Here is a 26,065-nt window from a genome sequence, read left to right as displayed (position 1 = left end):
TCTTACATTTGTACATCAATTTTAATAGTTGGATTTTGTAGCATTTCTCCCATAACCTTACCTGGCTGATAGTCGTGGATTGGCTTATTAATTGTAGCATCAATTTTAGGTTTATTAGTTTCAAAGTTAATGTCCACACTTGCAGCTGTATAACTAGTTTTGACTGAGTTTACGCTTGGGACAAATTTAATGCCTAGTGGCTTCTTCTCCACGTTTGTATTTTGAGCAATAATAGATGCTAGGGCGTTTCCACCTTTATCTATACTTTTTAACTGCTGACCTTGACTTGCGCGTCTTGCAATCCCGTCCAAAACAGCCTGCTTACCTTTTTCAGCATAATTTCTAGTAGATTCAAGAGGACCAATCAAGCCTAAATCTCTTCTAGCCTGTGAAGAGTCTATTTGTAATTGGCCCTTTGTCGTCTCAATGGACAAAATAGCTGCTGGCTGTTGAATTTGCAATTCAGCCTTTGGCTGTTCAATGTACTGCTTCGGCTTTTCTATATTTAAACCTAGAATCGCTCTAGTAGTTTGAATTTGAATTTTAGGGAATTCCATTTGAAGTCTCCTTTAAAGAAAGCGTATGAACATAGTTGTCCATACGCTTGTATTCATTACCTTAAGAAATCTACCAAACTTGGTTGAATAATTCTGGCACCAACTGAAAGAGCTGCATTATGAATGGATTCCTGCGTAATCATTTCTGTGATTACCTTTTCATAATCAATATCCTCATTGTTAGATAGTTGCTTGGAAACTATTATTTCCTGAGAAGATAAACGGTTTTCCATCATCTCAACTCGGTTTTGGCGAGCACCAATGTCAGCTCTTTTTTCTAGTACACTATTTTGTTGTGTATTGATGTCTGTTAAATAACCACTGATTACCGTTTCAGAACTGCCGTCACCTAATGACGTTTCAATCTTACCGATCATTTCATCAATTCCACGAAATAAGTCAATACCATTCGTATTTACTTTTATTTCTACACCATCATATACTTCAATTTTAACATCCTTGTTTAACCCAGGTGTGGCTGTAAAATTAGTACCATCGTGTAAAGGAGATAATGTGTTTGTACCTGTAAAAAGGTACTTATCTCCAACCTTTGTATTTCCTAAGTCTTGAATTTGTTTACGTATTTGTGTTATTTCTACTTGAATTTTTTGGCGGTCTTCTGCCGTTTTAGAGCCATTCGCTGCATCAGTCACAAGCTCCTGAACACGAATAAGCGCTTGTCCAACATGATCCAAAGCATCGTCTGAGCTATCTAACCAGTTGTTCACTTCACCTAGGTTTCGTTGGTATTGCTCTACTTTGTTTAGATCTGTTCTATAGCCAATCCCTTTAATCGCTACAACAGGATCTTGGGAAGGTCTTGTAATTTTCTTACCTGTGTTAAGCTGATTTTGTAAATCACCCATCTTATTATAGCTGCTGGATAGATTACGTAGCATATTATTTGATAGCATTGATTGAGTTACGCGCATGTTATTGACCTCCTATTATAGTCCAACTCGGCCCATGCCGTTAATAATTTTGTCTAGCGTTTCATCTACAATCGTTATCATACGAGCATTCGCGTTGTACGCCTGCTGAAAAATAATCATATTAGTCATTTCCTCGTCTAAGGATACCGAGCTCTGAGAGGCACGATTATTTTCAACAGTAGATTTAATGGTCAATGAGTTAGTTGCAAGTCGAATAGCTTGTTCACCAGATACCCCTAGCTCACCTATAATCGATTGGTAATAGGTTTGGATAGTCGCTCCGTTCAAGCCTCCAGTACCAAGCGCACCAGCGATTGGTTTGGACTTCATATTCGCTAAAGCCTGTGCATTTTTCCCGTTACCTTCTTCTCCTGCAGCAGTAGAAGCACGGAATAAAGAAGAGTCGGTTTCATAAGCATCGATTACCTTAATATCTTTAGCACCATTTGTATATTCAAAGAAATTTGGGACGCCTGTATTTGCAGACATCGCATGACCACCTGCATGGATTTTATTAAACTCATCTGCAAATGCTTTCGCCAAGTCATCTAAATTTTTTAGCATATTTGGGTAAAATCCTGATTGATCTGCAACAGCACCATATCCATAGGAATCAATAAGAGAAAGCATTTTACCTCTATTTGCTTCTAAATCACCGTACTCTATCTCTGTAGCGCTACCATTTTTAGTAACTGTAAAGCTAGTAAACGGCTGGTAGCCTTCTGTATCCGTCATAGGGGTAGTTGTACCAGTGTTTGGAGTTAGGTTAGCAAACTCTTTACCGGTCACTAAACTTATAGGACCATTAGCTGTCTTAATAGAAATATTAACGGATCCTTCCGCTATCGATAATGCATTTCCCCCTGATTTATCAAAGGAGATGTCAATTGGGAAGTACTGGGATAGCTCATCAATTAAGACGTCACGTGTATCATATAAATCATTTGGCATGTAACCATTCGGTTCAATTGCTTGAATCTGCTCATTAATAGAAGATATTTGTTCCAGTATTGAATTTATATCGTTTGTAGATACGAGAATCTCATTTTTAAGATTTTCTTGAATATCTGTTAGCTGATTGCTCAAATAGTTAAAGGATTCGGCTACAGCAATACCTTTTTGGATAGCCACTTTTCGTGAGCTAGCATTTTCAGGGTTTGTACTTACATCCTGAAGGGACTTCCAAAACTGATCTAGAGACTCATTTAAGCCAAAGTCAGATGGCTCTGACATGATATCCTCCATCTGTGATATAGCGTTCGACTTAGATTCCCAATAACCGAGCTTAGTAGATTCTTGTCGATATTGGCGGTCAATAAAAGTATCACGGATTCTTTGCACCGATTGCGCCTGTACACCCGTTCCAATATGACCTGGTGTCTTTGGTGCATTTAGTCCTGTACCTGGATATCCTAAAGTAGCTTCCATGTTAACTCGTTGGCGAGAATAGCCAAGTGTGTTAGCGTTGGATACATTGTGTCCTGTTGTATAAAGAGCAGACTGCTGTGTGAACAGTCCTCGTTTACTTGCTTCTAGTCCCATAAATGTGGAGCGCATGGGTTAGCCTCCTTAAGCTTGTGAATCGAAGTATGATTTATCCTTGGAAGGGCCTTTTACTTCGTTCTTCGAGTAGTTTATTTGGTCTGGCTTTGGTCGTAGCATATCTAGCGTCATATTGACGAATTGTAGTGATTGGAATGTTAGCTTTTGGTTTAGGTCGTTTTGGTCTTTCAGTGTTCCTAATGTGAGAAGAAGCTGGTTTCGTGCAGCACTTAGCTGCTCCTTTTCTTTCTCGGTGTTGGTGTTTTCTAAGACATGGGCTACAGTTGGGTTGTCGATTGGAGCAATTCCTTTTGCTCGAAGGTAATCCGTTACCCCTAATTGACGCTGTTGCTCTAGCTGAGAAATACCGGCTACGTGCGCTTGCTCATCCTTGAGCAGCTTGTTAAGACTGTCCATGTCCCCCGTTTTGATTGCTTCTGTTTTTTTGTATGCAATGTCTAATAAACTTTTGTGAAGCATATTTAAGTTCGTTAGAGAGTGCAGAATATTTTCGATGGACATGCTCGGGTCTCCTTTAGATTTGATAATATTTTAAAATATTTGTAGCTAGCCGCTTCGCATCCACTTTGTAAGTGCCTGCTTCGATATCTGCTTTAATAGCTGCTACACGTTCCGCCTGTTCTACTTCCACTGGAGATTTCGTCTGCATGCTTTTTGCTGCGGATGAGATTTCTAATTGGTCAGCGGCCTGCTTCATCGTTTGCTGAGTTTTTCCTACTTGCATTTGATTACGTTGGTATGGATTGATTTGATTAACACCATGGTTGGTGATTTTCATATACATTCCCCTTTCGTTCATAAAATTGTCTATTGTTTATTTCGGTTTATTTTCGCGAGTGTTTAGAGTTCTTTTGAAGGAAATGATTGGAATAGGCAAAGAGTCTTATTATAAGAGCATCAGAAACTTTTTTTAAGCATATAGAACTACAAAAAAACTCCCACACTAGGTGAGAGTTATTTTTGATCCTTATAATAGACTGCTTCTTGGTTATTTACTTTGTCTCGGAATTCTTTTGCTGCATCGAACTGACGTAAACCTGACTTTAGCTCCTCTGTGCATTTCCCACAGAGCTTTCCTACTTGAGTCAATTTACCACAGCTGTCACAAGGATACCCAAGATTCGGGAACATCGCTGGCTGTAGTCTCCCTTTACGAACCCATTTATGTAAAAGTGACTCTTCCACTCCGGTTGCTTCTACAATACGTTTCACGGTAGCTGCACGATTTTCTCGTTTTCTTAGAAATCGATAAACAATCTCGTATTGCTTTTCTTCATTCATTGCACAAGGATTACATACTTCTCTTAACCCAGTATAGTTAAAAAACTCGCCACATGTCGGACAATTCTTTAGCTCTCCCATGACCATACCTCCACTATTTCTGCTCGTTATGTATTATATCGGCAGATTAGCCTTTTATTAAAGTGATGGCCTCCACGCTCGTTGCACCAGCATCTTCCAATAACTTGGCTGCCTGATGGACCGTTGCGCCAGTCGTGTATATATCATCAAATAAAATATAGTGTGTTGGTTCTACTTCGTGGATTAGTTCGAATAAAGTCTCAGCCTCCAAGCGTTCCTTTTTCGACTTTTTCCCTTGCTCGCTGGAATTAACTTTCGTAAGGAGATTTTGGAATGCTATGTCTGCATGGTTTAATAACTCCTCCACTTGAGAAAAGGTTCTTTCCTTTAACTTCTCTGGGTGCATTGGAATGGGGACTACTATTCCATGCATAGGTATTGCTTTTAATTCCCCTGCAAAAACATTAGCAAGTGCAACATCCTGTAGAAACTTATATTGGTGAAGATAGTCTTTCATCGCTTCATTATAAGTAAAAATGGAGGTCACTCGATCGACAGCCCCCTCGTATGTCGTTCCAATAAAATCTGAGAAATCAAATACCGTATCGGCTTTTTCAAATTTCTGCAAGCACCGGTCGCAGCAAGCACTCTCCGTTTCATAGAGAAATAACCTTCTCCAAGTGGCAGGAACCGTAAACTTACTGCCACAAATTAAACAAACGATAGCTCATTCCACCTTTCAATCTCGTCCTTTGCCTCATCCATCGCGTGACTGACCCCATGGTGAAAGAACACAATGTCACCATCAGGGTGGGAGCTTGAACGCCCTACTCTCCCGCTTATTTGAATTAGTGCGCTAGCAGTGAAAATGGCCTGTTCTGCTCCCACTACCGCAACATGAACATTTTCTATCGTTATCCCTCTCTCTAAAATCGTAGTGGTCAATAGCCCAGGTACTTTCTTTTCTCGAAGCTGCATCACTCGTTCTTTACGTTCTGGATGCTCTGCGTGAACCCTAGGCAGGTCTCCTGGGAATTGCTCAAGCATTTCTATCGTTGGCAGGAATACGAGAAATGGGATGTTGTTTTGGATGTTATCGTCTATCCATTGTTGCAGCTTTTTTGGTACCTTTCCCTTTTTTAATTGTTTCGTATACCCAAAAAGACTATCGAATCGTGGTACTGGCAAAGGATACCCGTGATAACGCATAGAGAGAATGGATTGGTTAGTTGTTTGAAGGGAATCTGTGGGCGTGGCAGTCACATAGTGAATAGCCGCTTCTGGCTTTCCTGCTTTGATAACCGCCTGCTGGAGCGTTTTGTCTGCGTAGTACGGAAAAGCATCCGCCTCATCTACAAAGACAACGTCAAACGCATGCTCGAAGCGATATAGCTGATGGGTTGTTGCTAATACTAATGTGGCAAAGCCTTCCTGGTCTGGGGCTCCTCCATAGAGTGCATGAATAATTGTTTTTGGGAATACCTTTTGGAATCGGGGAAACAGCTCTAAAATGACATCTGTTCTTGGCGCAGCAACACATACGCGTTTACCGGCCTGTAGAGAGGCATAGATCGACGGGAAGAGCAGCTCCGTTTTACCTGCTCCACAAACAGCATGCAAGAGGTGAGATTGATTGTTTTGGACACTTCGTAGAAGTTCCTCACTTGCCTTTTGCTGAAGTGGCGTTAGCTGACCGTTCCAGTTAAAAACGTCCTTTGTCGTTCCTTTCGCTGGCTCTTTTACCCACGTCATTAGCTCAGAACAGCTGCTAACTCGTCCCATGCGGATGCAATGGCGACAATAGGTACAGGTTTGATTACAACGGGAACATGGAAATGAGTAAAATAGGGATGGGTTTATGTTGTGGCATCGATTGCAGATGTACTTGTTTGATTGGAATATTGAGTGGGAATGTATTGTTTCAATTCCTGGCTTGAGGTGAATGTGGCCGCTGTGGATATGGTCGTCAATGACCTCGCGCGGAAATGATGTATGTGCGCGAAGCCATATTCGTCCAGTGAGAAATTGTTGTAATTGCTCGTTCATCATTACGACTCGACGTGGTACCAGCCTAGCCCCATGGATCCTTCTCCAAGGTGCGTACCGATAACCGGTCCAAAGTAGCTAATCGTAAATTCAACGTTTGGCATGATTGCCTCGAGAAGTATCTTCCATGCATTAGCCTCTTCTTCGTTGTTTGCATGAATGATAGTAGCCTTGATTTTATCGTATTTTTTAGCGTCTTCTTCTAGCATGTCTGCAATTCGCTTCATCGCTTTTTTGCGCGTACGAACTTTTTCAAAAGGAACGATGACTTTATTTTCAAAATGAAGGATTGGTTTCACTTGAAGAACTGAACCAATAACACGCTCAAAGCCATTTAGACGACCTCCGCGGTGAAGATGATCCAGGTTATCTACCATGAAATACGCACGCATGGATTGCTTCATTTTGTTCAGCTCTTGAAGAATTGCTTCAGGCGTTTCTCCTGCCTGTGCCATTTCGGCAGCACGTATTACGTAGAAGCCTTGTACCATACAGGAAATCTCTGTATCGAATGTGTGGACATCGATTCCTTCTACCATTCCACCCGCTTGTTCTGCTCCAGCTAATGTCCCGCTGATACCACTAGATAGATGAACCGAAATGATGGAGTCATAATCCTTCTCCAAATTTTCGAAGGTGGTTACGAAGTTTCCTAGAGACGGTTGTGAGGTTTTTGGAAGTGCTTTTTCATTTCTGATTTTATCGTAAAATTCTGTTGTATTAATATCTATTTCTTCTCTATAAGTCTCGTTTCCTATCACGACACTTAGAGGAACCATTTGAATATTCAAGCTTGCTCGTATTTCTTCAGGGATATACGCTGTGCTATCCGTTACTACTACCGTTTTCGTCATATAAGAAATCACTCTCCTAACTCTAGTTTACTTAATCTGGATAGGAAAAGAAAGCATAAAAAGACCCCAACCATGATATTTATCATATACGTTGGGGAAGTGGTTCATTATTCAGATGTTTCGCCTATGAAATAGACACTTGTTACCAACCATTTGCCTTCTTCCTTCGCAAAAACAGTCACCTGGCGACCATTTCGATCAAGCTTTGCACCTGACCCTGGCTCATGAAGGGCAATATGAAGATTAGAGTAAACCTGCGCCTCTTTATCATTATATTCGATAATAGTCACATCTTCGGCTGTACGTACCGTATCATAGTTTTCGAAGGTTTCGATTACCATCTTTTTATCGTCCTCATAGTTGAAGCCCTCTGGTTTTTTAGAGATTACACTCAGGTAACGGTCGATATTCTCTTCGTTAAATGCTTCGATATATTCGTTGAATGCATTTAATACTGCCGTTTTTTCCTTTTCAGGGACATTGGCTGCCTCTTCCACATTTCCGTCAGAAGACATTTCGAAGCCTACGTCTGATTTGTCCTTGACGCCGTGGTCTAGTGCTGATTCTGACTGTGATGGAGCACCATCATTTACAGATCCCGCCTCTGAATTTACTTCTTCTTTATCGTTACATGCAGCAAGTACTAGTGTAAGTGCCGCAAGAGTAAGTCCTTGTATTATAAGTCTCATCTGTTTCCCTCCTGCTGTTGGTTATTTTGTCATAGTTAGGACGAAAACTCAACGAATAAGTTTCGATATTCAAAATAATGAAATTTTCAGACGTTTGAAGTAAGATATATGTAGAATGGAGGTGAATAAGTTTATTGTACCCAACACAGAAGATTTTATTAAAAAGATTGTCATGTGAGCACGACCAATTTATGTTCGTGACAGAGGATATTCGGCGGAGTGAAGCAGGCGAGCGCGGTGAAGATCGGTTACTCGGGAAGCTCGAGGAATTAAGATTAGAAGGAAACTATCATGTATTTTCAAATGTTGGCTTGCTGTTAGAGGAATGGAAAATACAGATTGATTGCTTAATAGTGAGTGACCGCTGCTGTATGGTTATCGAGTCCAAAAACATGAACGGCAATTTGTATTTTAAAGACGAAGAGTTTTATAAAGAAGTAGACGGAATTGAAACTCCCTTTCCCAACCCCTATTTTCAATTAACGCGTCATATCCGCTTCCTAAAAGAATTTCTACGAGACGTGTGCCCCACCATGAAGGTGACCGGTGCCATCATCATGACCGCCAAGTCCAGTCGCATCCGCGAAAAACCCTCCAACTATCCAATTTTCAAACTAGAAAGCATGATCGAGAGAATCTATCAAATGCATGGTAATGGATTGGCCGAGCCAATTAAACTGGGTAAGTTTAATGAGATTGTTTCTTTAATCGCGAGAAGTCTATCACCATATGTCATGCCGCCTTTATGCGAGTATTATCGAATCGCTCCGGGAGATTTGGTGCGTGGAGTCGAGTGTCCAAGGTGTGGGGTTTTGGGGATGGAGCGGCACTACTCTACATGGAAATGTGGGAAGTGTGGGAAGACTGATCGAGGGGCTCATAAGGTAGCAATTAGAGAATACTTTTTACTAGTGAAATCCAGAATGACCGTTAAAGATTTCCAACATTTTTGTTTAGTAAACTCTCCCTATACAGCATCGAGGTTATTAAATAGTTTTACAAATATAGAAGGCCATGAAAATGGTCGGAAAAGATATTTTGTTTGGAAAGAATAAGATGGGGAGCGAGCAATTATTAGGGCATCACCTAGGTTTTGTGTTTGTGCAAGGTTTGTGCTCGTCTCCGCAAGGTTTGACTTCATCTCTGCAAGGTTCTATCTCGTCTCTGCAAGGTTCCCACTCATCACCGCAAGGTTCTAACACGTCTTCACAAGATTTTTTCGTTTGTGCAAGGTTTGTGCTCGTCTCCGCAAGGTTTGACTCCATCTCTGCAAAGTTCTATCTCGTCTCCGCAAGGTTCTCACTCATCTCTGCAAGGTTGTCTCCCGTTTCCGCAAGGTTCTTACCTGTGCCCTATAAATTCTGTTTCCCCAAAACCAAAAACCCCTCCAGCAAAAAAATCTGGAGGGGCATACATATTACACACGATATTAATCTATTATAGTATTATCGAACTTCAACCCATCCATTTTTGATGCCGGTTACTACGGCTTGGGTACGGTCATTTACGTTCATTTTTTGAAGAATGCTGGATACATGGTTTTTAACTGTTTTTTCGGAGATGAATAGTGTTTCTCCAATTGTACGGTTGCTTTGTCCGTCAGTTAGCAATTGTAGTACTTCGCATTCGCGCTTCGTTAATAAGTGGAATGGGCGACGGATTTCCGTTTGGTGGAAGTTTCCTTTGTTTTCGCGTTCACTTAGACGACGGAATTCTGATACTAGATTACGAGTTACTTTTGGATGTAAGTAAGAGCCGCCTTTAGCTACTACTTTGATCGCTGAAACGATTGCCACAGCATCCATTTCTTTTAACATATAGCCTAATGCACCAGTTTTCAATGCGTGAGATACGTAAGATTCATCATCATGGATAGAAAGCATGATTACTTTTGCATCTGGGAATTTTTCAATTAGTTCTTCTGTAGCGTCTACGCCGTTTTTGGTTGGCATGTTGATGTCCATTAACACTACGTCTGGTAAGTTTTGCTCATATAAGCGTAGAACGTCGTTGCCGTCGCTACCTTCTGCTACTACTTCAAATGAATCTTCAAAATCTAGTATTCTCTTTACTCCCTCACGGAAAAGTTGGTGATCATCTATAATGATAATTTTTGTCATTGGTCATTTCCTCCTATTAAAAAAACAGCTATAGTTTCTATTCCTCATTTATTGGAATACTAAACAAAATAGTAGTTCCATTTCCTGGGGTCGATAAAATTTTCATCGAACCCTCTAGTAAATCGACTCTCTCTTGCATACCGATCAAGCCGAATGATTTTTCTTTTACCACTTTTGGATCAAAACCGATTCCATTATCCTTTACGATAATGTTCATCTTATGTTTCACCCATTCTACCTTCACCCATGCTTCGGAAAACTGACCGTGTTTTAGTCCATTCGTCAGACATTCTTGGATTAAACGGAAAATGGCTACTTCAAATTTAGGCTGAATTCGTATTTCTTCTCCATATGTTTGAAAATGTATTTTCTTTGTGGGATTGTATTCTCCCGTAGTGGCAATGTATTTTCGGAGCGTCGGGATTAAACCTAGGTCATCTAGGGCCATTGGGCGTAAGTCATAAATAATGCGACGTACCTCCGAAAGTGCTTCGCGCACAGTGCTCTTCAATTCGATAATTTCCTTCATGGCCTCTTCTCCACCACGCTGCTGATACGTAAGATTGATTAAATCAGTTCTTAGTAACACGTTTGCTAGCATTTGGGCAGGACCATCATGGATTTCTCGTGAAAGGCGTTTTCTTTCTTCTTCTTGTGCTTCAATAATTTTCAGTGTAAAATCCTGTTTAATTTTTGCGTTTTCAAGTGCTTCTCCCACTTCCTTTAAATCTGAAGTAAGATAGTTGATGACAATGTTGACTTGATTGACAAGCTGGTCTGCACGTTCTATCATTTCTAATAGTCCTTGCAACCTTCTTTCTAGTTCATCTCTACGCTGTCTCAGTTGTTTTTCTTCATTACGTTTGATTAAAAGATTAATTTGAAGCTCATTTGCATTTTCGTAAGCGCTACGTACTTGCGGTTCATCGTATGAGTTAAAATTCTTCGAAACCTCTGCTAATCTATTACGAGCAAGTCTCGACTTTGCCTCAAGCGAGTCTCCTTCTAGAATGACAGCCTCAATGCTTCCGCGAATTATTTCTAACTCAACTTTCATTTCCTCGAAGCTTTGACGACTTTGTTCGCTTATAATAAATATATCCTTTTTCGAATGATCCATTACTTCGACCATTCGATCGAAAATAACATCTAACGATTGCAATTCAAGATTCTTGTTCGTCATCTGTTTTTTCTCCTTTAGACATTTAACATGAGTCTTCATTCATTTTTACTGACAAACTCTATTATAGCACTAATTAACTAAAATTAAATTAAAATTAGTTTACAAGTATGTTTCAAAGCATTTAGGAGGGAAATTTATTATGAGAAACAATTATCAAACAATTAAGGGATACGCACAAAGTGAAATTATTATTCAAAAGTCCCGATTTATAACTTATATACAACGAGCTGAGACAGAAGATGAAGCACAAGATTTTATTAATAGTATCAAACAAAAGCATAAAGATGCTAATCATAACTGTTCTGCTTACATAATTGGCGAGCATGATCACATTCAAAAAGCGAATGATGATGGCGAACCAAGTGGTACTGCTGGGGTTCCAATGCTTGAAGTCCTTAAGAAAAGATCACTTAAAGATACTGTTGTAGTGGTTACACGGTACTTTGGAGGCATTAAGCTTGGGGGTGGTGGCCTAATTCGGGCTTATAGTAAAGCGACTACGGAAGGCATCGAGGCAGCAGGCGAAGTAGAATGTCAGCTCCATCATTTAATGAAAATTTCTATAGATTATACCTGGCTAGGAAAAGTTGAAAATGAAATTAGAAACTCAGTCTATCCTCTAAAGGATATCGCTTACGCAGATTTAGTGGAAATATATGTATACACCAAAGCCGAAGATGAGTTAAAATTTTTAGAGTGGGTAACAGAAATAACAAACGGCCAGGCAAAAATCGACATTGTCGAAAAAGTATTTTTGGAGTTTGATGTCGTTTGATTTATAATTAGGTAGAGGAGTGATGGAAAAAGATGAAAAAATTCTCAATTTTACTCGTGTTACTATTCGGCTTAAGTATTGCTCCTGCAATTACTTTTGCAGCTGATTGTCCAGATAAAGTCACTTGGGATGGCGTTGAGCTGAAAAAAGGACAGATTGGTAGAGTGCTTATCCAACAGCCGACAACGATTTATAAAAACAATAACGGCAACTTTGAACCATTCCGAACAGTAAAGCCTGGAGATAATTATCGAGTCTATGCTAACAAGTCCACATATTACCACCTTGGTGGCGGATTAGTGATTAAGGACGATGCTTCGATTCTTTATCAGACACCATCTAAATCTAAACTTAGCCAATTAAATTGCACACCTGCTCCGACAACTTCTTTTATGATTAGCGATTCCATTTCAACAGTCACTAATAAGCTCGGTGCTGCGAAGAAAACTGTCGCTAACGAATTTGGAGCAATTACTGGGATATACCATAACAATTACGACAAATTTTATGCAATCAGTACACTTAGCAATAAAATATCTTCTTTATATACAAAGGATAAAAGCTTTCAAGTTAACGGAATTTCCGTTTCCAATACAATCAGTCAGCTCGAGAATAAATTTGGTAAAAGCTATGAAACAAGTGGAAATACGTACCCAGTAGAGATTATTACTTACTCTACACCAAAATATGAAGCAAACTTCTTCATAGACGTCCATAATGACAATAAAATCTCAGCTATTTACTTAGTAGACTACCAACTAATAAACAATAATCCAAATTTATATCCCAAAAAGTCTACAACACTAGAAACAGGCTACGAGAATCTTTTATTTGATTTAATCAATGCAGAAAGAAAAGCTCATGGCGTTCAAGTTTTACAATCGGCTCCAAAGGCAGCAGATGTAGCGCGCAAGCATAGTGCGGATATGGGCAAGAACGATTATTTTAATCATAATAATCTTAAAGGTGAGTCACCTTTTGACCGTTTAGAAAAAGGCGGCGTACAATTTAGAAATGCCGGAGAAAATATTGCGATGGGATACACGGATCCATATTTTGCTCATGAAGCATTAATGAATTCACTAGGTCATCGAAAAAATGTAATAAACACTGCCTACACCCATGTAGGAGTGGGTGTCTACTTTGTGAAATGGACACATGGCTCCATTCCTTATTACACTCAAAATTTTATAAAGCCTTAATAGCTAGTAGAGTGTAGACAAAGTCTCGTATTTTGGCTTTGTCTACACTCTTTTTAAATGACATCACGAATAACGAGGGAAATTATATGAAAAAAAATTTAGGAACCGCATTTGGTATATTAATAGTAATAGTTGGTGTTCTTGGCACACTTATTGTCTCCATGGCAGCAGAAATTGGAGTATTATTGCTAGTTGGCATTGAATATGATCATTGGTCGAATCTAATTTGGTTGATTTTCATTTATGGAGTTATTGAGTTCGTCATAATTATGTTTGTGGATGCTTTGATTGAAGGTAAATCGGAAAATCATCAGAAGTTCCATAAATTTTTTAGTTATATGATTGTATCATTTATACTCATTATGGCCGTTTCGTTTTTCCTAGATTCCATCTACTTGCCCGTAACGGGAGCTGTAATTTTCGCTATTGCTACAGCTGCAATATATTTATTGTTTAGCTTGTGGGATAAAAAGGATGTAAGCGAAGACTAGTAGAACTCTTATCATATTTCTTGTCCGAAACAGTAGGATAATTTATAGAATCACAAATGAGAAATAGCCGATTTTCGCTTTAGGCGGACGCTTTCCACGGGGTGAGCGATAAGCCATCACCCATCGCTAACGCGCGTGGTTGTGATGTCTTATCTGTCTCACTCATCCCGTTGGAGTCGCCGCCTGCCGCTACAATCGAAGAATAAGTAAATTCTTAAAGAAAATAATACTTTTATGTTAGAGATTACAAAATCTAAAGTTGTCATATCAGGGGTAAACTCTATATAATATGGCAAATTAGCATAGTATTGTCCCCCACATTGAAGTTTAATCAACCCCTAAGCGTTGCATAGTCTCATTCTTATTCATTTTGAAATAAAAAAGCAAGAACGTTGATTTCTCAACGTTCTTGCTTTTTTCGTTTTGTTAATATTTTTCAATCGTTACACCCTGATAGTAGTGCTTGAGTATGCGATCGTATGTCCAGCCAGCTTCTGCTCGTGCTTTGGCACCATATTGACTCATACCGATACGATGTCCGTAGCCTTTCCCGTTGACTGTCACAGATTGAATGCCTGTTTGAACAGTATCTGTGTTCACAGCACCGCTGCTAGTTTGAATGCTTACTGATCCTTCTGGAATCGTTACAATACCGTTAGCTGTTTGAACCGAAACACCAGTTAGTGAATCCACAGGAACTGTACCATTAGCCTGTTGAACAGTAATATCATTTACTCCCCCACCAGTTGGTTTTGTAAACGCAACGTCAAACCAGCTTGACTTCAAGGATTTGTTGCTTGCATCTAAGAAAACATTACGCATTACTGTTTCATTGCCTGTAATAGTTTTCTCTCCTGCCGAGGTTACAGCTGTTACGGCTGTTACTTCACCATTTGCTCCACCTTTTGTCAGCTTAATATCCAATAGCTGATCAGTCGGGCTAAAACCAAACTTCGTCAAAATATTAGATACTGGAATTTGAACAGACCAGTTCTTGTAAGGAGATTGTTCAATCGAATCATCGACTGATACAAACTGTGGTACCTGTGTAGAATTCCAGACATCACCAATATTCGCTGTTCTACCACCACTAGTAGAATAATAGTAAGCCTGTACAAGCTTACCTTTATATTTAACTACTAAATCCCTCGTAGCATCAACTGCTGCATTTGAGTTTTTGTGCTCGGATGTATAGCCTTTATACATTTGATCTTTAGTCGTGCTACTTAAAATACCAGCTTTGCTTAGCGTGTAGCTACGAGCTGCTACCGTTTGAGCTTTTAGCGCTTCTAAATGCCAAGATGCAGGAGACTCATTTGGAATAACTCCCTTTAAGTAGTTTTCTAAATCCAGTCTATTCACAATTTGTACATTGGATCCAGATTTAACTACATTGAAGCTTCCTCTATATTGCGTGCCGTTTGGTGTCTTTCCAAGTGGCTGCGAGACGACTGATGACAAAGTTGCGTCTTTAGCAGGGACCCAAGAGGATACCCCTTGTTCGTCCGTAATGGAGTACCAAAGCTCTCCATTCCCATTTGTAAACTCCGTTACATATTTTGCCCCTTGGAACGGTTGATAGGATTTTACAACCCCATAATCAGCGGTTGCACCCTTTCTGCCTTCAACAGGAGCTCTAAAAACAACTATTTTTTCATTTCCTGTCACAGCATGTAAGGCATAGCCTTGGGAAGAATACATAGATGCCCCCATTTGATAAATGGAAACCTCTCCATTCACCTGAGAAAACGTTATAGGTGTATCAGGCATTGCAAAGAACATTTCTTTGGTTGTAAGATTTTCTAACTTATATACACCATTTAAAGTCAAAGAAGTTGTAAAGGTATTGTGTACCTCGACTTGTATTTGCTTCGAATAGGTCTCCTGCTTGTATGCAAGTGCTGTATTGGCTGACGCAAAGCTTAATGAAACTGCCGCTAATACTGCTACAAATTTTTTATTCAATTATCTCACCTCAGTTAACGTACTTAGTACCCAACCTTTGTTTCCTTTTGGGGATTGAACATTGTACCACGTTTCACCTTTTGCATTTTTAAAAGAACTTATGTATTTTAAAGAAGTTCCTTTTACTACTAGTTCGATAGAAGCATAGCTAGTTGTAGCCCCTTTACGAATGTTTACTGCTTCTTTTGTAATGACAGCGCTTGGTGTTACATTACTTGGCTTTGTTGTTGTAACATCTCCAGAGTGAACCCACCCTTTTACAGTTGAAGATACTTCTACTCGGTACCATAGGTTTGCGCCCGTACCGTGCTGATCAATTACATTTAATGCTTTGTTTGCTGTAAATGTTGCAAGCACCTTGTAATTACGTGTAGCTCCGCTATGAACCTTCACGCTGCTAGCATTTGTATATACTACTGAAGGTAAAGTACCAGGTGTTGGTGCTTCAGGTGTTGATGGAATTGATGGAATTACTGTACCACCCTCTGAAACTGCTTTTTGCAGTAGATTAATCATTGCTTCCTGCTCAGCAACTTTTTTTTCTAAAATGGTTACTTTTGAATTTAACGGATTCAATTGAGATTGCACCCAATCAACCGAAGCTAATAGTAGATTAGAATTTGCCTTTGTAGAGGCTGGTGTATTAATTGCAATTAGAAAGCTTAAGCCTAAAACAACACCAATCGTTGTAAGTATTTTCTTTTTCATTTTTTGTCTTCCTTCCTATCTTTTTATTGTTTTATCGCTAGAAATGACTAATGACTAATGACCCAATATTTCGACAAAGAAATTATCCAAAAAAATGGCCGATATGTCCTAGGAATCATTCCTAGGAGTATTATCGGCACTATTTCCTATTACTTAACAATTATTGATTAAAGAAGTCTTGTAATCCTTTACGAATACCTACCGCAGCCTTTTTACGGAAAGCATCTGAAGCTAATAATGCCTCTTCAGAAGGATTAGAAAGGAAGGCAAGTTCTACTAATACCGATGGAATTTCATTCATACGGTTTACATAGAAGGATTGTTGTTTTACTCCTCGATTGTACGTACCAACCTCTTTCACAAGATTTGCTTGAACGCTCTTCGCTAACGTAAAGCTTTTAGGTCCATTAAAGTTGACAGATGTATTATAAAAAGTAGTTGTTCCTCTAGACGTTGACGTATAAGAATCTGCATGGATACTGATAAATGCATCATAATCAGAAGCATTAGCAATATCAGTTCTTTCTTTTAGTTCTAAAAATACATCGGTACTACGTGTTAAGGTTACTATCGCACCTGCTGCCTCTAGCTCTGCCTTCAAGAATTTAGCTGTGCCGAGGTTGACATCTTTCTCTCTAGTACCTTTAGGACCTACTGCTCCCGGATCCTTAGCTCCATGACCTGCATCAATAATGATTTTCTTACCAGCTAATCCTTTGGCAACTACCTTAATCGTTAACTCTTTATCGTAATCTCTTATTGTATAAGTATAGTTAGGATCAAAGGTAACAGTTAATACAGAGGTGCCGCCAGATACTTGATCTACCTTCATACTTTTTACTCCCTTTAATCCGGAAGCAATTGTATTAATACTAGATAGATTGCCGTTAATTTTTAATACATTTGCAGATGGCATTGTATAAGTTATCTTAAAATTAGTAGGTTTAGTCCATACTAAATAATTTTGTCCGTTTCGTACTTCCGTTCTACCATTAATAAGAGAGACCGGTGATGCATCGGAAACTAAAGATGATTGAATCCAACCGCGTTTTCCACTTTGCGTTTCTACGTTCAACCAGCTGTTTAAAGAACGTAAGATTCTTAAAGGAGAGCTAGCTGTGACAGACTCTACCTTTTTAGAGGTTGCACTTGCACTGCTATATACAGTAGATGCTTTTGTTGCATATTTTGTAGGAATGCTATCACTTACCTCAAAGTCAGGAATCCAGCCTTCTACTGCTCCTGCTTTAATATGTAACCAATTAGTCCCATCTGTACCGTTCACTTTATTTAGCACAGTAAAAGCTGTATTTATAGGGAGCCCCTTTAATACGGCGGAATTGAACTTACTGTCTGCATAAACTAAAGCATTAAATCGTTTAATAGTTCCAGTTTCTCCATTGCCAGGAGTGACTACTGGGGGCTCTATCGTACTATCTACAACGTTTACTACAGATTCATGAAGCCAAGCTTCCCCACTAGTTGTGCCAACCTTGTACCACTTTTCATTGTTTGTATCTAATGCATAATGGGTAGAGATAAAAGAGTCGTTTAATCTAGATTGAGTAACAACGTCATAAGACATATTAGGGCCTGAACGCATATTTGCTACAGAAACAGAAACTACTAGATTCGTATTTTGTTCTATAACTTGTCCATTATCCGGTGTTTCAGTTGGTGGAGCTTCTGGTGAAGTAGAAACACTATCGAATGCTTCCCCAGATATCCAGCCTTTTTTGCCCGTTGCATAAGTTACTTGATACCATTTTTCTTTTGTAGCATTTGTAAATTCCTGATGGACTGCTAGCTTTGTTCCTACATTAACAGTTGCCACAACTTTATAACTTTTAGTTGCCCCTGAATGTACAGTAGAAGCTTTCACAACTGTCTTAGAGTCACTTGTTGCTTCTTCAAAAGCAGTAGCTTGGATCCAACCTTTTTTCCCTGTTGCATAGGTTACTTGCATCCATTTTTCTTTAGCGGCATTTGTAAACTCTTGATGAACAGTTAATGTAGTGCCTGCTTTGACAGTAGCAACTGTGGCATAGCTTTTAGTTGCCCCTTTATGGACTGTCGATTGATTTACTACCTTCATAGAGGTACCAGTTTCTCCGTTAGTGGCACTAAGTAAAAATAATTCCGAAAGAACCCAGCCCTTTTTCCCTTGATATTCTACGTTAAACCAAACCTCTTTTTGAGCATTTGTAAAGCTGCCCAAAATTTTCAAAGAAGTACCAGTTGGAATAGTAGATAATAGTTTATAGGAAGTAGTGGCTCCACTTCTCATATTAGCTGCGGATTTCCCTATTTTTTGTGAAGAACCGACATAAGAATTTCCATTAACAGTCGAATTCCCCCCTACTGCACTTGAAACCTCTTTTACATAATCACTAATAACCCAACCGGTCATAGAATCGGCTTTCACTTTATACCATAATTCACCGCTAGCATTTGTAAAGCGGTCAATTATAGTAACTAGCTGTCCATTTTGGACTTTTCCAATGCTATTGTAGCTAGTTGTAGCACCTTTTCTTATATTGACGTTGTTGTTTGTAATTAAAGCTTTCGTAGATTGTTGAGTAGACGCAATTGCTGTGTTCGAGGCAGCATACGTATGAACTGTATCACTTGTCAGAAGATTAATGGGCAAAAGGACAGAAGTTGCTAAAACAGATGATGCGATTACTTTTTTCATTTTTTCCTCCCTGAAAACGTGTATTTTCTACATTTTAATCCAGAAAATGATAGAAAACAATCCAACAAATGTATTAATAGATGTGGAATTTCCTCTGGGAATAGAAAAAAGAGTAAAATGAGGAGTCCATATGGACTCCTCATTTTACTCTCCAATTGTTAAATCAGTTACTTTAGTTGATTTTTTTGAATCAGTTTGGGCATTATTACCGAAATCCTTTAAGTTTAGTTTTAGTTGCTCACTAAGTTCCTCTAAACCTTCTTCATCTGGAATGAAATAATAGACGCCTCTACGTGTATCATCTACCCCTTTAAGCTGAAGCTGCTCGATTGGTGAAGACTTAATCTTTTGGTATGTCTTAATTAGACCAAGATATTCAGAAGAAGGAATATTAGTTTTCACGTTATTTCCTATATCTTCAATCATATCATCTATTTTAGTAATGTTTGATATGCTCGTGCCTCTATCAATTATTTCTTTAATTACTTGCTTTTGTCTATTATTACGACCAATGTCACCTTGCGGATCACTTTTTCTCATACGTACATAAGCAAGAGCTTCGTTACCGTTAAGTTCCATAGGACCTTCTGTGTATGTTTTCCACTTTAAGCTACCTGTTAACTGTGCTTTAAATGTAAACGGCACCTCTACATCAATCCCGCCTACCGTATCAACGATATCTTCAAAGCCTTGGAAGTCTGTGGAAACATAGTAATCTATCGGAATATCTAACATTTCTTCAATTGTATTGATCGTATAGTTAATACCACCATTCGCGTAGGAATGGTTAATCTTATCGTTATACCCTAGGTCAGGAATATAAACTCTTGTATCACGTGGAATACTTACCATGGATATCTTATTTGTCTTAGGATTTACTGTTGCAACTAAAAGCACATCTGAACGGCCGTATTTAGCTTTTTCTTCATTCTCAATACCGGCCAATAAAATAGTAAACGCTGAATCTTCTGCCTTCGCATTGTCGAACTTCTCTATTGCCTCGTTTTGTTCTTCCTTTTCACGATCTAGTGGCTCATAGATTTTGTTAACAGCGTTCTTTGTCTGAAACGACAAATTAGTAGCAAATACGATAACTCCAGACAATAACACCATCGCAACGATCAGTACAGTATATAAAATTTTTCTTCTCGTCTTGTTTTTTCTCTTGTTTTGACGTGAAGTAGTCATAATAATTCCCTACTTTACTTTTAAATTTTATCTTACCAATTATACATAATTTAACGGATGGTGTATATCGTAAAGAATATTACTTTTGAGTAATATTTTGTAACAAGTCATTTACAATTGTAGTCCAGCTATATTCGTCTTCTGCTAATCGTCTACCGTTTTCTTCCATAGCTTTTCTATCATTTACCTTCATTTCTACAAATTCAAACATTTTTTCAGACATTGAGTCAACATTTTCTGGTTGAGCTACTAATCCTATATTATTTTCAGTAATGATTTTTGCACTTTCCCCTTTACCACAATATAGCACTGGTACTCCAGATGCTGCTGCAGGGAAAATTTTCGATGGACGTGCGCCCTCAAATAATTGTATGTCACGAAGTGGAACTATACTTACATCTGTTACTGAAAATAATTTTGGCATTTCCTTTAGAGGGAGATGTCCCAAAAACGTAGTGTTTTGTAAACCAAGCTCCTCTTTTAGCTTATGAAGCTTTTCTTCTTCTGGTCCTGCTCCTGCGATAAGAAAGTGAGCATGTGGAACAGTTTCCTGCATTCTTTTCGCTGCATACAAAATAAACTCAAGCCCTTGAGCGTATCCAAGGTTTCCTCCGTAGGCAAAAACAAACTTACCCTGTAGGCCAAACTTTTCTACATACTCTTCATTCTTTTCCTGAGGATAGAAGAACTTTGTATTAACCCCATTAGGTAATACAAATACTTTTTCCTCTGGCTGAGAGTGGTTAATGATGTACGATTTAATACCATCCGTGGCAGTAGCTATTTTCCAGGAATGCTTATAAAGAAAGGATTCAAGAATTTCTGCAAGCTTAATAAACATTTTATTTTTTACAAGCCCAAGCTTAACAGCCGACTCTGGCCAAACATCCGCTACGTTGAAAACGAACTTGGCTCCTTTTAGTTTTGCCCCAATTAACCCAGTCAATCCTAGAAAGATCGGTGGAGAATTGACAATAATAACGTCCACTTTACCTGTTTTCATTAACCCAAAGAACGAACTAAAGGTAAATGAAAAATAGGAAATAAGGCGTTTCCAAAACGAGCCCTTTTTAGATGGATAAATCCAAGTTCGGTGAACCGGGATGTCATCCCACTTTTCAAATTCATATTTTTTCCCTTTATATTCATCTGGAATAATTCCATGTGGATGATGAGGAAACGCGGTTACTACCTGAATATCATGTCCTTGAGCAAGTAATTCCTTACTTACTTCATACACACGAATTTGAGGTGCACCGGTTTCTGGTGGAAAATGTTGACATAAATATACAATACGCATCGCAATCACCGTTTAATCTTTCAATTTATTCTTCAAGTAAGCAAGTAATGGTTCTTTTAAATCGTCACGCTTTAATGCAAAGTCAAATGTTGCCTGCAAAAATCCAAACTTGTCTCCAACATCGTAACGCTTGCCTTCGAACATATAAGAATAGATGGATTCTTTTTTCAGTAAGGCATCAATAGCATCTGTAAGCTGAATTTCACCTTTTGCATCCGGCTGTACTTTTTCAAGTTCTTCAAATATGCCAGGAGTCAAAATATAGCGACCAACTATAGCCTGATTGGAAGGAGCATCTTCAACAGCAGGCTTCTCTACTAGTCGTTTAACTGAGTATAAGTTGTTTTCCGCTGCACTATAATCGACAATTCCATATTTGTTTACATCTTCACTTGGAACTTCATTTACGCCTAAAATACTGCTATGTACTTCCTCATACTTGGCAATCATTTGTTGAAGCGCTGGAACTTCTGAGTCGATGATGTCATCTGGAAGCAATACTGCGAATGGCTCGTTACCTATAAATTTCTTAGTACAAAGAATCGCATGTCCTAGTCCAAGTGGCTCTTTTTGTCTCATGTAATGAATATCCACTAAGTTAGAGATGTTTTCCACTTGTTCTAATAACTCTAGCTTGCCCGTATTTTTAAGCAATAGCTCCAATTCAATAGATTTATCAAAATGGTCTTCCATAGATTTTTTGTTTCGTCCAGTGACGATAATTATATCCTCAATACCAGAAGCAATAGCCTCTTCGATTATATATTGTAAATTTGGTTTGTCTACAATAGGAAGCATTTCTTTTGGCAATGCTTTTGTAGCTGGTAAAAACCGTGTACCAAAGCCCGCTGCAGGAATGACTGCTTTCTTAATCATATAATTCACCTTTTCTTCTATTAGAGGCAATTTAAACTTTTAAGCCTCTGTATATTTTTCATACAATGATAGCATGTAGTTGGCGTTATCAACCCAGCTGTAATTCTCTTTCACATGAGCTACTCCTGCTTTTCCCATACCCATTCGCAAATCATTGTTTTGAGCTAGTTTGATAAACGCAGCTGCCAGCTGATCTGGGCTTTCCTTATCAGTGACAATCCCAGTAACGTCCTTTACAACTACTTCCGGTAATCCTCCAACATTCGACACGACAACCGGCACGCCACAAGCCATAGCTTCTACTGCAGCTACTCCAAAGCTTTCGCTATCCTCCGTGGAAGGAACTGCAAAAATAGACATGCTACGAATAATAGCAGGAACCTCTGTATTTGGTACCTTTCCAGTAAATGTAGTGACATTAGAAATACCTAGCTGTACTGCTAACTCTTCATATTCTTTTCTTTGAGGGCCATCCCCAGTAATGAGTAGCTCTGAATTTGGATACTCTTTATGAAACATAGCGAAGCCTTTTACCAAATCAGCGATTCCATACTTGTCCTCTAATGCTTTTACCGTTCCAACAATGATTTTGTCATTACTTTCATTCGTTTCTATCGGATAGAATTTCTCCAAATCCACTCCAAACGGTGTCACATACACAGGACGATTCGTATAAAGATTCGTTTCCTTAGCCATGATATGACTTGTTGAACAGATAGCCGTTGCTTTACTTAACGTAAATCTCACAAGTTTCTCATTTAGCTTGTTCTTCTTTGGAAAATCAAAGATATCCTTGCCCCATACGGAAACAAAATGTACTTTATAATCCACAATCGCACCTAGCAATCCATAGCTGGAGATAAAATGAGAATGCAAAATGTCTGGATTCCACTCTTTTAGCATTTTCTTTAAAGCAGGCGCTGCTGCAATATAAGATGCTTTACCAGGTAACACTTTTGGTAATATTTCCGTAGGTACTTGATTTGCATTATCTTCAGAATAATGGTCCTTAAATGTAAAAACCTTCACATCTATACCTTTTGATTGGTAAAATAATGCCCATTTATGTGTATGAATAGACTTACTTGGAGCTAATACAGCTATTTTCATTTTTTATTACCTCCTATAAGTGCTTGTGCAGCCTGCTCGGCACGTGCATTCCAAGAATGTTGCTGTAAAAAGCTTTTATTAATATTTTGTTTGAACTGTAAATATTCAGGTTCAATAGCTAGCATACCTTTCACAAGTCCCTCAGCATCATCCTCGGCTATTACGCCGTATGGTCCCGACAATATAAAGTCTTCTTGTGCAGAGCAATTCGTTGCAACAATAGGCAAGCTCGCCGTTAAGTATTCTACTAATTTAATCGGAACTGCAAAGTCGTTGTAGGTGGATCTTTTACGAGGGATAAAAGCAAAGTCCACTTCCTCGTATAATGACTGAAGCTCAGCTCCACTCACATGCTTTAGCTCAATATATGGCTGTTTAATCTTATCTTTTTCCTCGTTACTAAGCTGAGTATACTCTTCTTCTCGACATACAATAACTAATTTACCTAGCACCTCGTTTTTATTTAGCAGGGCATAAGCATCCACGAGTGTCGGCAAGCCGTAGTCCTCGTTATTAATGCCTCCTACATAAATACCTTTAAACGGTTTTTGCATTTCCCGGTTGTTGTCATTCAACTCGGTAAAGCGACCTCCCGGTGGAAGAGCCATTTTGTTAGTTTTGATAGCTACATATTTACCCATAGCATCACTTGGAAGAAACAGTGTATGAACATACTTCTCATAGAATCTTTCTTCCATCCTATAAATAGTCTTCATAACCGTTTTTTTGATACCCTTCAAAGGATATAACTCATCGAATTTCCAATACACATCGCGGTAAAAAACACCTATCGGTACTTGAAGTCTCTTTAATGTTTTAAAAACATCCTTATCAATAATCCAGTCTTTTGGAATATGTCCCGGATCTGTTAACCATAAAGGAATCGTTTGATTTTCTGAATAACAAAACAATGTTTGCTCTTGTTTCTTTTCAGCAAGCATCTTATTCCATAATTGACGTCTCTCATTAGAGGTACCTGAAATAACAATAGTTTCTAAATTATTTTCAGTTGCATATTTTTCTATTGCCTTAATCATTTCAACGGGGCGAATTGCTGAACCACTCTTCGGATTAGTAGCAAGAGTAAAAGGATAATAAATTAAAATATTTTTCATTGTGGTGCTCCTTTTTTTCGTACTTTGCTTATTAGGAACGTCCATATAATATGGAAGTACTGTTCCAGAATAAACAATCCACCCAATACTACTGTCATTAATATCCACACTGGGTTAAAGAAAAAGTCAGCTACTCCTCCAACAAGTGTTCTTGGAAGATTAATCGTAAAGTAAACAAACAATGCTATAACCACTGGTGTTTTCGGTAAGCGTAAAAAGATGATATATAACACCTGTATAACGACTGCAATATAAATAATAGATATAATAACACCTAGATATCCAAACGAAGCAAAGGCTTCACCAAGGAAAATGGTATTAAGAACACCACCAGTACCCTTATCTACGTTTTCAGGAAACACATTCTCCATTACCATTCGTGCTGAACGTACTTGCTCGATATCGAAAATACCAGCAATAAAGGAAGGCAAGCCTTTTGCTTCTAAAAAGCTTAGAGAATGTGAGTACGTATCCAAATGTAAAAAGAATGGTGAAATTTGCGCCAGTATAATCCTGCCAATTGGGCCAGAGTTATGAGACAAGAAGCTTTCAATCTCTGTAACCCCTTGAATGGCCACATACATAACGATTAATAAAGCACTTCCTGCCAAAATATAACCGCTGATTCTCTTCCAATTGAGCTTTAACTTTTGTGTATATACACCAGCTAGAAGCAGCATGATGATATAAAAGAAAATTGGAGACTTAGCTAAGTCATAGGTAGAGATTAGGACGGATGAAATGAATAAAACAAAGAACAATACTTTCCAATATAATGCTCTCGATTTCGTAGTATATACAAATGCAATAATAGAAAGGACTGGAGTCAATGCGATACCGAATATATTCCGAATATACACATTCCCGCTGAAGCCTCTACTCGCATCAATTCTAAGCTTTGCAAGCTCTGATGTATTCCCCTTTAAAAGCTCCAATAAAGGAACATTCGCTGTCTTCAATAAGGTATAAGCAACTGCTAAAACAGATATAGCGGATAAAGCACCAAAAGCCAATCTAAAGATACGCTCATTCTTATCTACACTTGTACGAACGGGTTTTTGTAGATAGTTATTAAATTCTAGCTCCCCATTAAACCCAAAAATTCTACCTACAACTAACTGAGTTAGTGGGAATAAAATCATTAATAGTGTCAATAAAATAAAACCAATAATTCGATATTCCTCATGGTCCATTCTTTTGATCATATAGTAATCATCTATTCCTAAAGCTATTAACAATCCGCCAATATAACTGGAGATAAGGAAAGAATAATAATAAACAATAGAAATCATATTTGGCTTTACAAGAGAAAGGCTTCCAGAAACCTTTTTAAAAAGGTATGTGGAAGCCACCACAGTAAAGAGCCATATGCTAAATATTAACAATGCTCACAC

The 26,065-nt window shown here is 38.6% G+C and carries 25 protein-coding genes; 4 read left to right on the top strand and 21 right to left on the bottom strand.

What is annotated here, in order from left to right; genetic code table 11:
• Positions 1-2 precede the first annotated feature (2 nt).
• The 10 genes from HF876_RS04260 to HF876_RS04215 all read right to left on the bottom strand — a co-directional run bounded on the left by HF876_RS04260 (position 3) and on the right by HF876_RS04215 (position 7,943).
• Positions 3-557, bottom strand: coding sequence for a DUF6470 family protein (locus tag HF876_RS04260; RefSeq protein WP_169358820.1), 555 nt, complete (start codon positions 555-557; stop codon positions 3-5).
• Between the two features lie 56 nt (positions 558-613).
• The gene (gene flgL / locus HF876_RS04255) at positions 614-1,489 is read right to left on the bottom strand and encodes a flagellar hook-associated protein FlgL (RefSeq protein WP_169358819.1); all 876 of its coding nucleotides are present in this window, start codon (positions 1,487-1,489) and stop codon (positions 614-616) included.
• A gap of 15 nt (positions 1,490-1,504) precedes the next feature.
• Positions 1,505-3,046 (bottom strand): flagellar hook-associated protein FlgK, encoded by a 1,542-nt coding sequence (gene flgK / locus HF876_RS04250; protein WP_169358818.1) that lies wholly within the window; start codon positions 3,044-3,046, stop codon positions 1,505-1,507.
• Positions 3,047-3,058: 12 nt separating this feature from the next.
• A complete protein-coding gene (locus HF876_RS04245; RefSeq protein WP_169358817.1) occupies positions 3,059-3,553 on the bottom strand; it encodes a flagellar protein FlgN in 495 nt (164 codons plus the stop codon).
• Between the two features lie 13 nt (positions 3,554-3,566).
• Positions 3,567-3,830, bottom strand: a complete 264-nt coding sequence (gene flgM / locus HF876_RS04240; protein WP_169358816.1) for a flagellar biosynthesis anti-sigma factor FlgM — start codon at positions 3,828-3,830, stop codon at positions 3,567-3,569.
• Positions 3,831-4,006: 176 nt separating this feature from the next.
• Complete coding sequence (locus tag HF876_RS04235) at positions 4,007-4,414, bottom strand: TIGR03826 family flagellar region protein (protein ID WP_169358815.1); 408 nt, start codon at positions 4,412-4,414, stop codon at positions 4,007-4,009.
• A gap of 46 nt (positions 4,415-4,460) precedes the next feature.
• A complete protein-coding gene (locus HF876_RS04230) occupies positions 4,461-4,982 on the bottom strand; it encodes a ComF family protein (protein WP_169358814.1) in 522 nt (173 codons plus the stop codon).
• Between the two features lie 83 nt (positions 4,983-5,065).
• Positions 5,066-6,106 (bottom strand): ATP-dependent helicase ComFA, encoded by a 1,041-nt coding sequence (locus tag HF876_RS04225; RefSeq protein ID WP_346764027.1) that lies wholly within the window; start codon positions 6,104-6,106, stop codon positions 5,066-5,068.
• Positions 6,107-6,402: 296 nt separating this feature from the next.
• Positions 6,403-7,254 (bottom strand): DegV family protein, encoded by an 852-nt coding sequence (locus HF876_RS04220; protein ID WP_169358812.1) that lies wholly within the window; start codon positions 7,252-7,254, stop codon positions 6,403-6,405.
• Positions 7,255-7,361: 107 nt separating this feature from the next.
• Positions 7,362-7,943 (bottom strand): nuclear transport factor 2 family protein, encoded by a 582-nt coding sequence (locus HF876_RS04215; protein ID WP_205964002.1) that lies wholly within the window; start codon positions 7,941-7,943, stop codon positions 7,362-7,364.
• Positions 7,944-8,077: 134 nt separating this feature from the next.
• Here HF876_RS04215 and HF876_RS04210 point away from each other — a divergent pair, with 134 nt between their 5' ends.
• On the top strand, positions 8,078-8,998 hold the full coding sequence (locus HF876_RS04210) for an NERD domain-containing protein (protein WP_169358811.1): 921 nt from the start codon (positions 8,078-8,080) through the stop codon (positions 8,996-8,998).
• A gap of 390 nt (positions 8,999-9,388) precedes the next feature.
• On the opposite strand, the gene HF876_RS04205 is transcribed toward HF876_RS04210, so the two are convergent.
• Both HF876_RS04205 and HF876_RS04200 read right to left on the bottom strand, forming a co-directional pair.
• A complete protein-coding gene (locus HF876_RS04205; protein ID WP_169358810.1) occupies positions 9,389-10,063 on the bottom strand; it encodes a response regulator in 675 nt (224 codons plus the stop codon).
• Between the two features lie 37 nt (positions 10,064-10,100).
• Entirely contained in the window at positions 10,101-11,246 is a 1,146-nt protein-coding gene (locus HF876_RS04200) for a sensor histidine kinase (RefSeq protein ID WP_169358809.1), read from the bottom strand.
• Positions 11,247-11,385: 139 nt separating this feature from the next.
• Between HF876_RS04200 and HF876_RS04195 the strand changes: the two genes are divergently transcribed.
• From HF876_RS04195 to HF876_RS04185, 3 genes are all read left to right on the top strand, one after another.
• On the top strand, positions 11,386-12,021 hold the full coding sequence (locus HF876_RS04195; RefSeq protein ID WP_169358808.1) for a YigZ family protein: 636 nt from the start codon (positions 11,386-11,388) through the stop codon (positions 12,019-12,021).
• A 32-nt stretch (positions 12,022-12,053) separates the two neighbouring features.
• A complete protein-coding gene (locus HF876_RS04190; RefSeq protein ID WP_169358807.1) occupies positions 12,054-13,223 on the top strand; it encodes a CAP domain-containing protein in 1,170 nt (389 codons plus the stop codon).
• A gap of 86 nt (positions 13,224-13,309) precedes the next feature.
• Complete coding sequence (locus HF876_RS04185; protein ID WP_205964001.1) at positions 13,310-13,714, top strand: histidine kinase; 405 nt, start codon at positions 13,310-13,312, stop codon at positions 13,712-13,714.
• Between the two features lie 426 nt (positions 13,715-14,140).
• Here the strand turns inward: HF876_RS04185 and HF876_RS04180 are convergent, their stop codons facing one another.
• The 9 genes from HF876_RS04180 to HF876_RS04140 all read right to left on the bottom strand — a co-directional run bounded on the left by HF876_RS04180 (position 14,141) and on the right by HF876_RS04140 (position 26,056).
• Positions 14,141-15,679 (bottom strand): SpoIID/LytB domain-containing protein, encoded by a 1,539-nt coding sequence (locus HF876_RS04180; RefSeq protein ID WP_169358806.1) that lies wholly within the window; start codon positions 15,677-15,679, stop codon positions 14,141-14,143.
• Positions 15,680-16,387 (bottom strand): SH3 domain-containing protein, encoded by a 708-nt coding sequence (locus HF876_RS04175; RefSeq protein WP_169358805.1) that lies wholly within the window; start codon positions 16,385-16,387, stop codon positions 15,680-15,682.
• 160 nt (positions 16,388-16,547) lie between these two features.
• Positions 16,548-19,082, bottom strand: coding sequence for an N-acetylmuramoyl-L-alanine amidase (locus HF876_RS04170; RefSeq protein ID WP_169358804.1), 2,535 nt, complete (start codon positions 19,080-19,082; stop codon positions 16,548-16,550).
• A gap of 144 nt (positions 19,083-19,226) precedes the next feature.
• Positions 19,227-20,270, bottom strand: coding sequence for an LCP family protein (locus HF876_RS04165; RefSeq protein WP_169358803.1), 1,044 nt, complete (start codon positions 20,268-20,270; stop codon positions 19,227-19,229).
• 79 nt (positions 20,271-20,349) lie between these two features.
• The gene (locus HF876_RS04160) at positions 20,350-21,570 is read right to left on the bottom strand and encodes a glycosyltransferase family 4 protein (RefSeq protein WP_169358802.1); all 1,221 of its coding nucleotides are present in this window, start codon (positions 21,568-21,570) and stop codon (positions 20,350-20,352) included.
• A gap of 12 nt (positions 21,571-21,582) precedes the next feature.
• Positions 21,583-22,446 (bottom strand): UTP--glucose-1-phosphate uridylyltransferase GalU, encoded by an 864-nt coding sequence (gene galU / locus HF876_RS04155; protein WP_169358801.1) that lies wholly within the window; start codon positions 22,444-22,446, stop codon positions 21,583-21,585.
• Between the two features lie 39 nt (positions 22,447-22,485).
• Entirely contained in the window at positions 22,486-23,556 is a 1,071-nt protein-coding gene (locus tag HF876_RS04150; RefSeq protein WP_169358800.1) for a glycosyltransferase, read from the bottom strand.
• Positions 23,553-24,671, bottom strand: coding sequence for a glycosyltransferase (locus HF876_RS04145; protein WP_169358799.1), 1,119 nt, complete (start codon positions 24,669-24,671; stop codon positions 23,553-23,555). Before HF876_RS04145 ends, HF876_RS04150 begins: the two co-directional genes overlap by 4 nt.
• Positions 24,668-26,056, bottom strand: coding sequence for an O-antigen polymerase (locus HF876_RS04140; protein ID WP_169358798.1), 1,389 nt, complete (start codon positions 26,054-26,056; stop codon positions 24,668-24,670). Before HF876_RS04140 ends, HF876_RS04145 begins: the two co-directional genes overlap by 4 nt.
• Positions 26,057-26,065: the final 9 nt, after the last annotated feature.

It is taken from the genome of Psychrobacillus sp. BL-248-WT-3, from assembly GCF_012843435.1.
Classification (GTDB): Bacteria; Bacillota; Bacilli; order Bacillales_A; family Planococcaceae; genus Psychrobacillus.
The sequence above is the reverse complement of the archived record's forward strand: the minus strand, read 5'-3'. Positions and strand labels throughout refer to the sequence as shown.

What these genes read in the sequence shown, in the direction of transcription:
- HF876_RS04175 (WP_169358805.1), bottom strand. Translation starts at nt 16,387, where the DNA reads ATGAAAAAGAAAATACTTACAACGATTGGTGTTGTTTTAGGCTTAAGC.
- HF876_RS04200 (WP_169358809.1), bottom strand. Translation starts at nt 11,246, where the DNA reads ATGACGAACAAGAATCTTGAATTGCAATCGTTAGATGTTATTTTCGAT.
- HF876_RS04195 (WP_169358808.1), top strand. Translation starts at nt 11,386, where the DNA reads ATGAGAAACAATTATCAAACAATTAAGGGATACGCACAAAGTGAAATT.
- HF876_RS04190 (WP_169358807.1), top strand. Translation starts at nt 12,054, where the DNA reads ATGAAAAAATTCTCAATTTTACTCGTGTTACTATTCGGCTTAAGTATT.
- galU (WP_169358801.1), bottom strand. Translation starts at nt 22,446, where the DNA reads ATGATTAAGAAAGCAGTCATTCCTGCAGCGGGCTTTGGTACACGGTTT.
- HF876_RS04145 (WP_169358799.1), bottom strand. Translation starts at nt 24,671, where the DNA reads ATGAAAAATATTTTAATTTATTATCCTTTTACTCTTGCTACTAATCCG.
- HF876_RS04225 (WP_346764027.1), bottom strand. Translation starts at nt 6,106, where the DNA reads ATGACGTGGGTAAAAGAGCCAGCGAAAGGAACGACAAAGGACGTTTTT.
- HF876_RS04245 (WP_169358817.1), bottom strand. Translation starts at nt 3,553, where the DNA reads ATGTCCATCGAAAATATTCTGCACTCTCTAACGAACTTAAATATGCTT.
- HF876_RS04150 (WP_169358800.1), bottom strand. Translation starts at nt 23,556, where the DNA reads ATGAAAATAGCTGTATTAGCTCCAAGTAAGTCTATTCATACACATAAA.
- HF876_RS04170 (WP_169358804.1), bottom strand. Translation starts at nt 19,082, where the DNA reads ATGAAAAAAGTAATCGCATCATCTGTTTTAGCAACTTCTGTCCTTTTG.
- HF876_RS04160 (WP_169358802.1), bottom strand. Translation starts at nt 21,570, where the DNA reads ATGCGTATTGTATATTTATGTCAACATTTTCCACCAGAAACCGGTGCA.
- HF876_RS04205 (WP_169358810.1), bottom strand. Translation starts at nt 10,063, where the DNA reads ATGACAAAAATTATCATTATAGATGATCACCAACTTTTCCGTGAGGGA.
- HF876_RS04220 (WP_169358812.1), bottom strand. Translation starts at nt 7,254, where the DNA reads ATGACGAAAACGGTAGTAGTAACGGATAGCACAGCGTATATCCCTGAA.
- flgL (WP_169358819.1), bottom strand. Translation starts at nt 1,489, where the DNA reads ATGCGCGTAACTCAATCAATGCTATCAAATAATATGCTACGTAATCTA.
- flgK (WP_169358818.1), bottom strand. Translation starts at nt 3,046, where the DNA reads ATGCGCTCCACATTTATGGGACTAGAAGCAAGTAAACGAGGACTGTTC.
- HF876_RS04165 (WP_169358803.1), bottom strand. Translation starts at nt 20,270, where the DNA reads ATGACTACTTCACGTCAAAACAAGAGAAAAAACAAGACGAGAAGAAAA.
- HF876_RS04260 (WP_169358820.1), bottom strand. Translation starts at nt 557, where the DNA reads ATGGAATTCCCTAAAATTCAAATTCAAACTACTAGAGCGATTCTAGGT.
- HF876_RS04235 (WP_169358815.1), bottom strand. Translation starts at nt 4,414, where the DNA reads ATGGGAGAGCTAAAGAATTGTCCGACATGTGGCGAGTTTTTTAACTAT.
- HF876_RS04215 (WP_205964002.1), bottom strand. Translation starts at nt 7,943, where the DNA reads ATGAGACTTATAATACAAGGACTTACTCTTGCGGCACTTACACTAGTA.
- flgM (WP_169358816.1), bottom strand. Translation starts at nt 3,830, where the DNA reads ATGAAAATCACCAACCATGGTGTTAATCAAATCAATCCATACCAACGT.
- HF876_RS04185 (WP_205964001.1), top strand. Translation starts at nt 13,310, where the DNA reads ATGAAAAAAAATTTAGGAACCGCATTTGGTATATTAATAGTAATAGTT.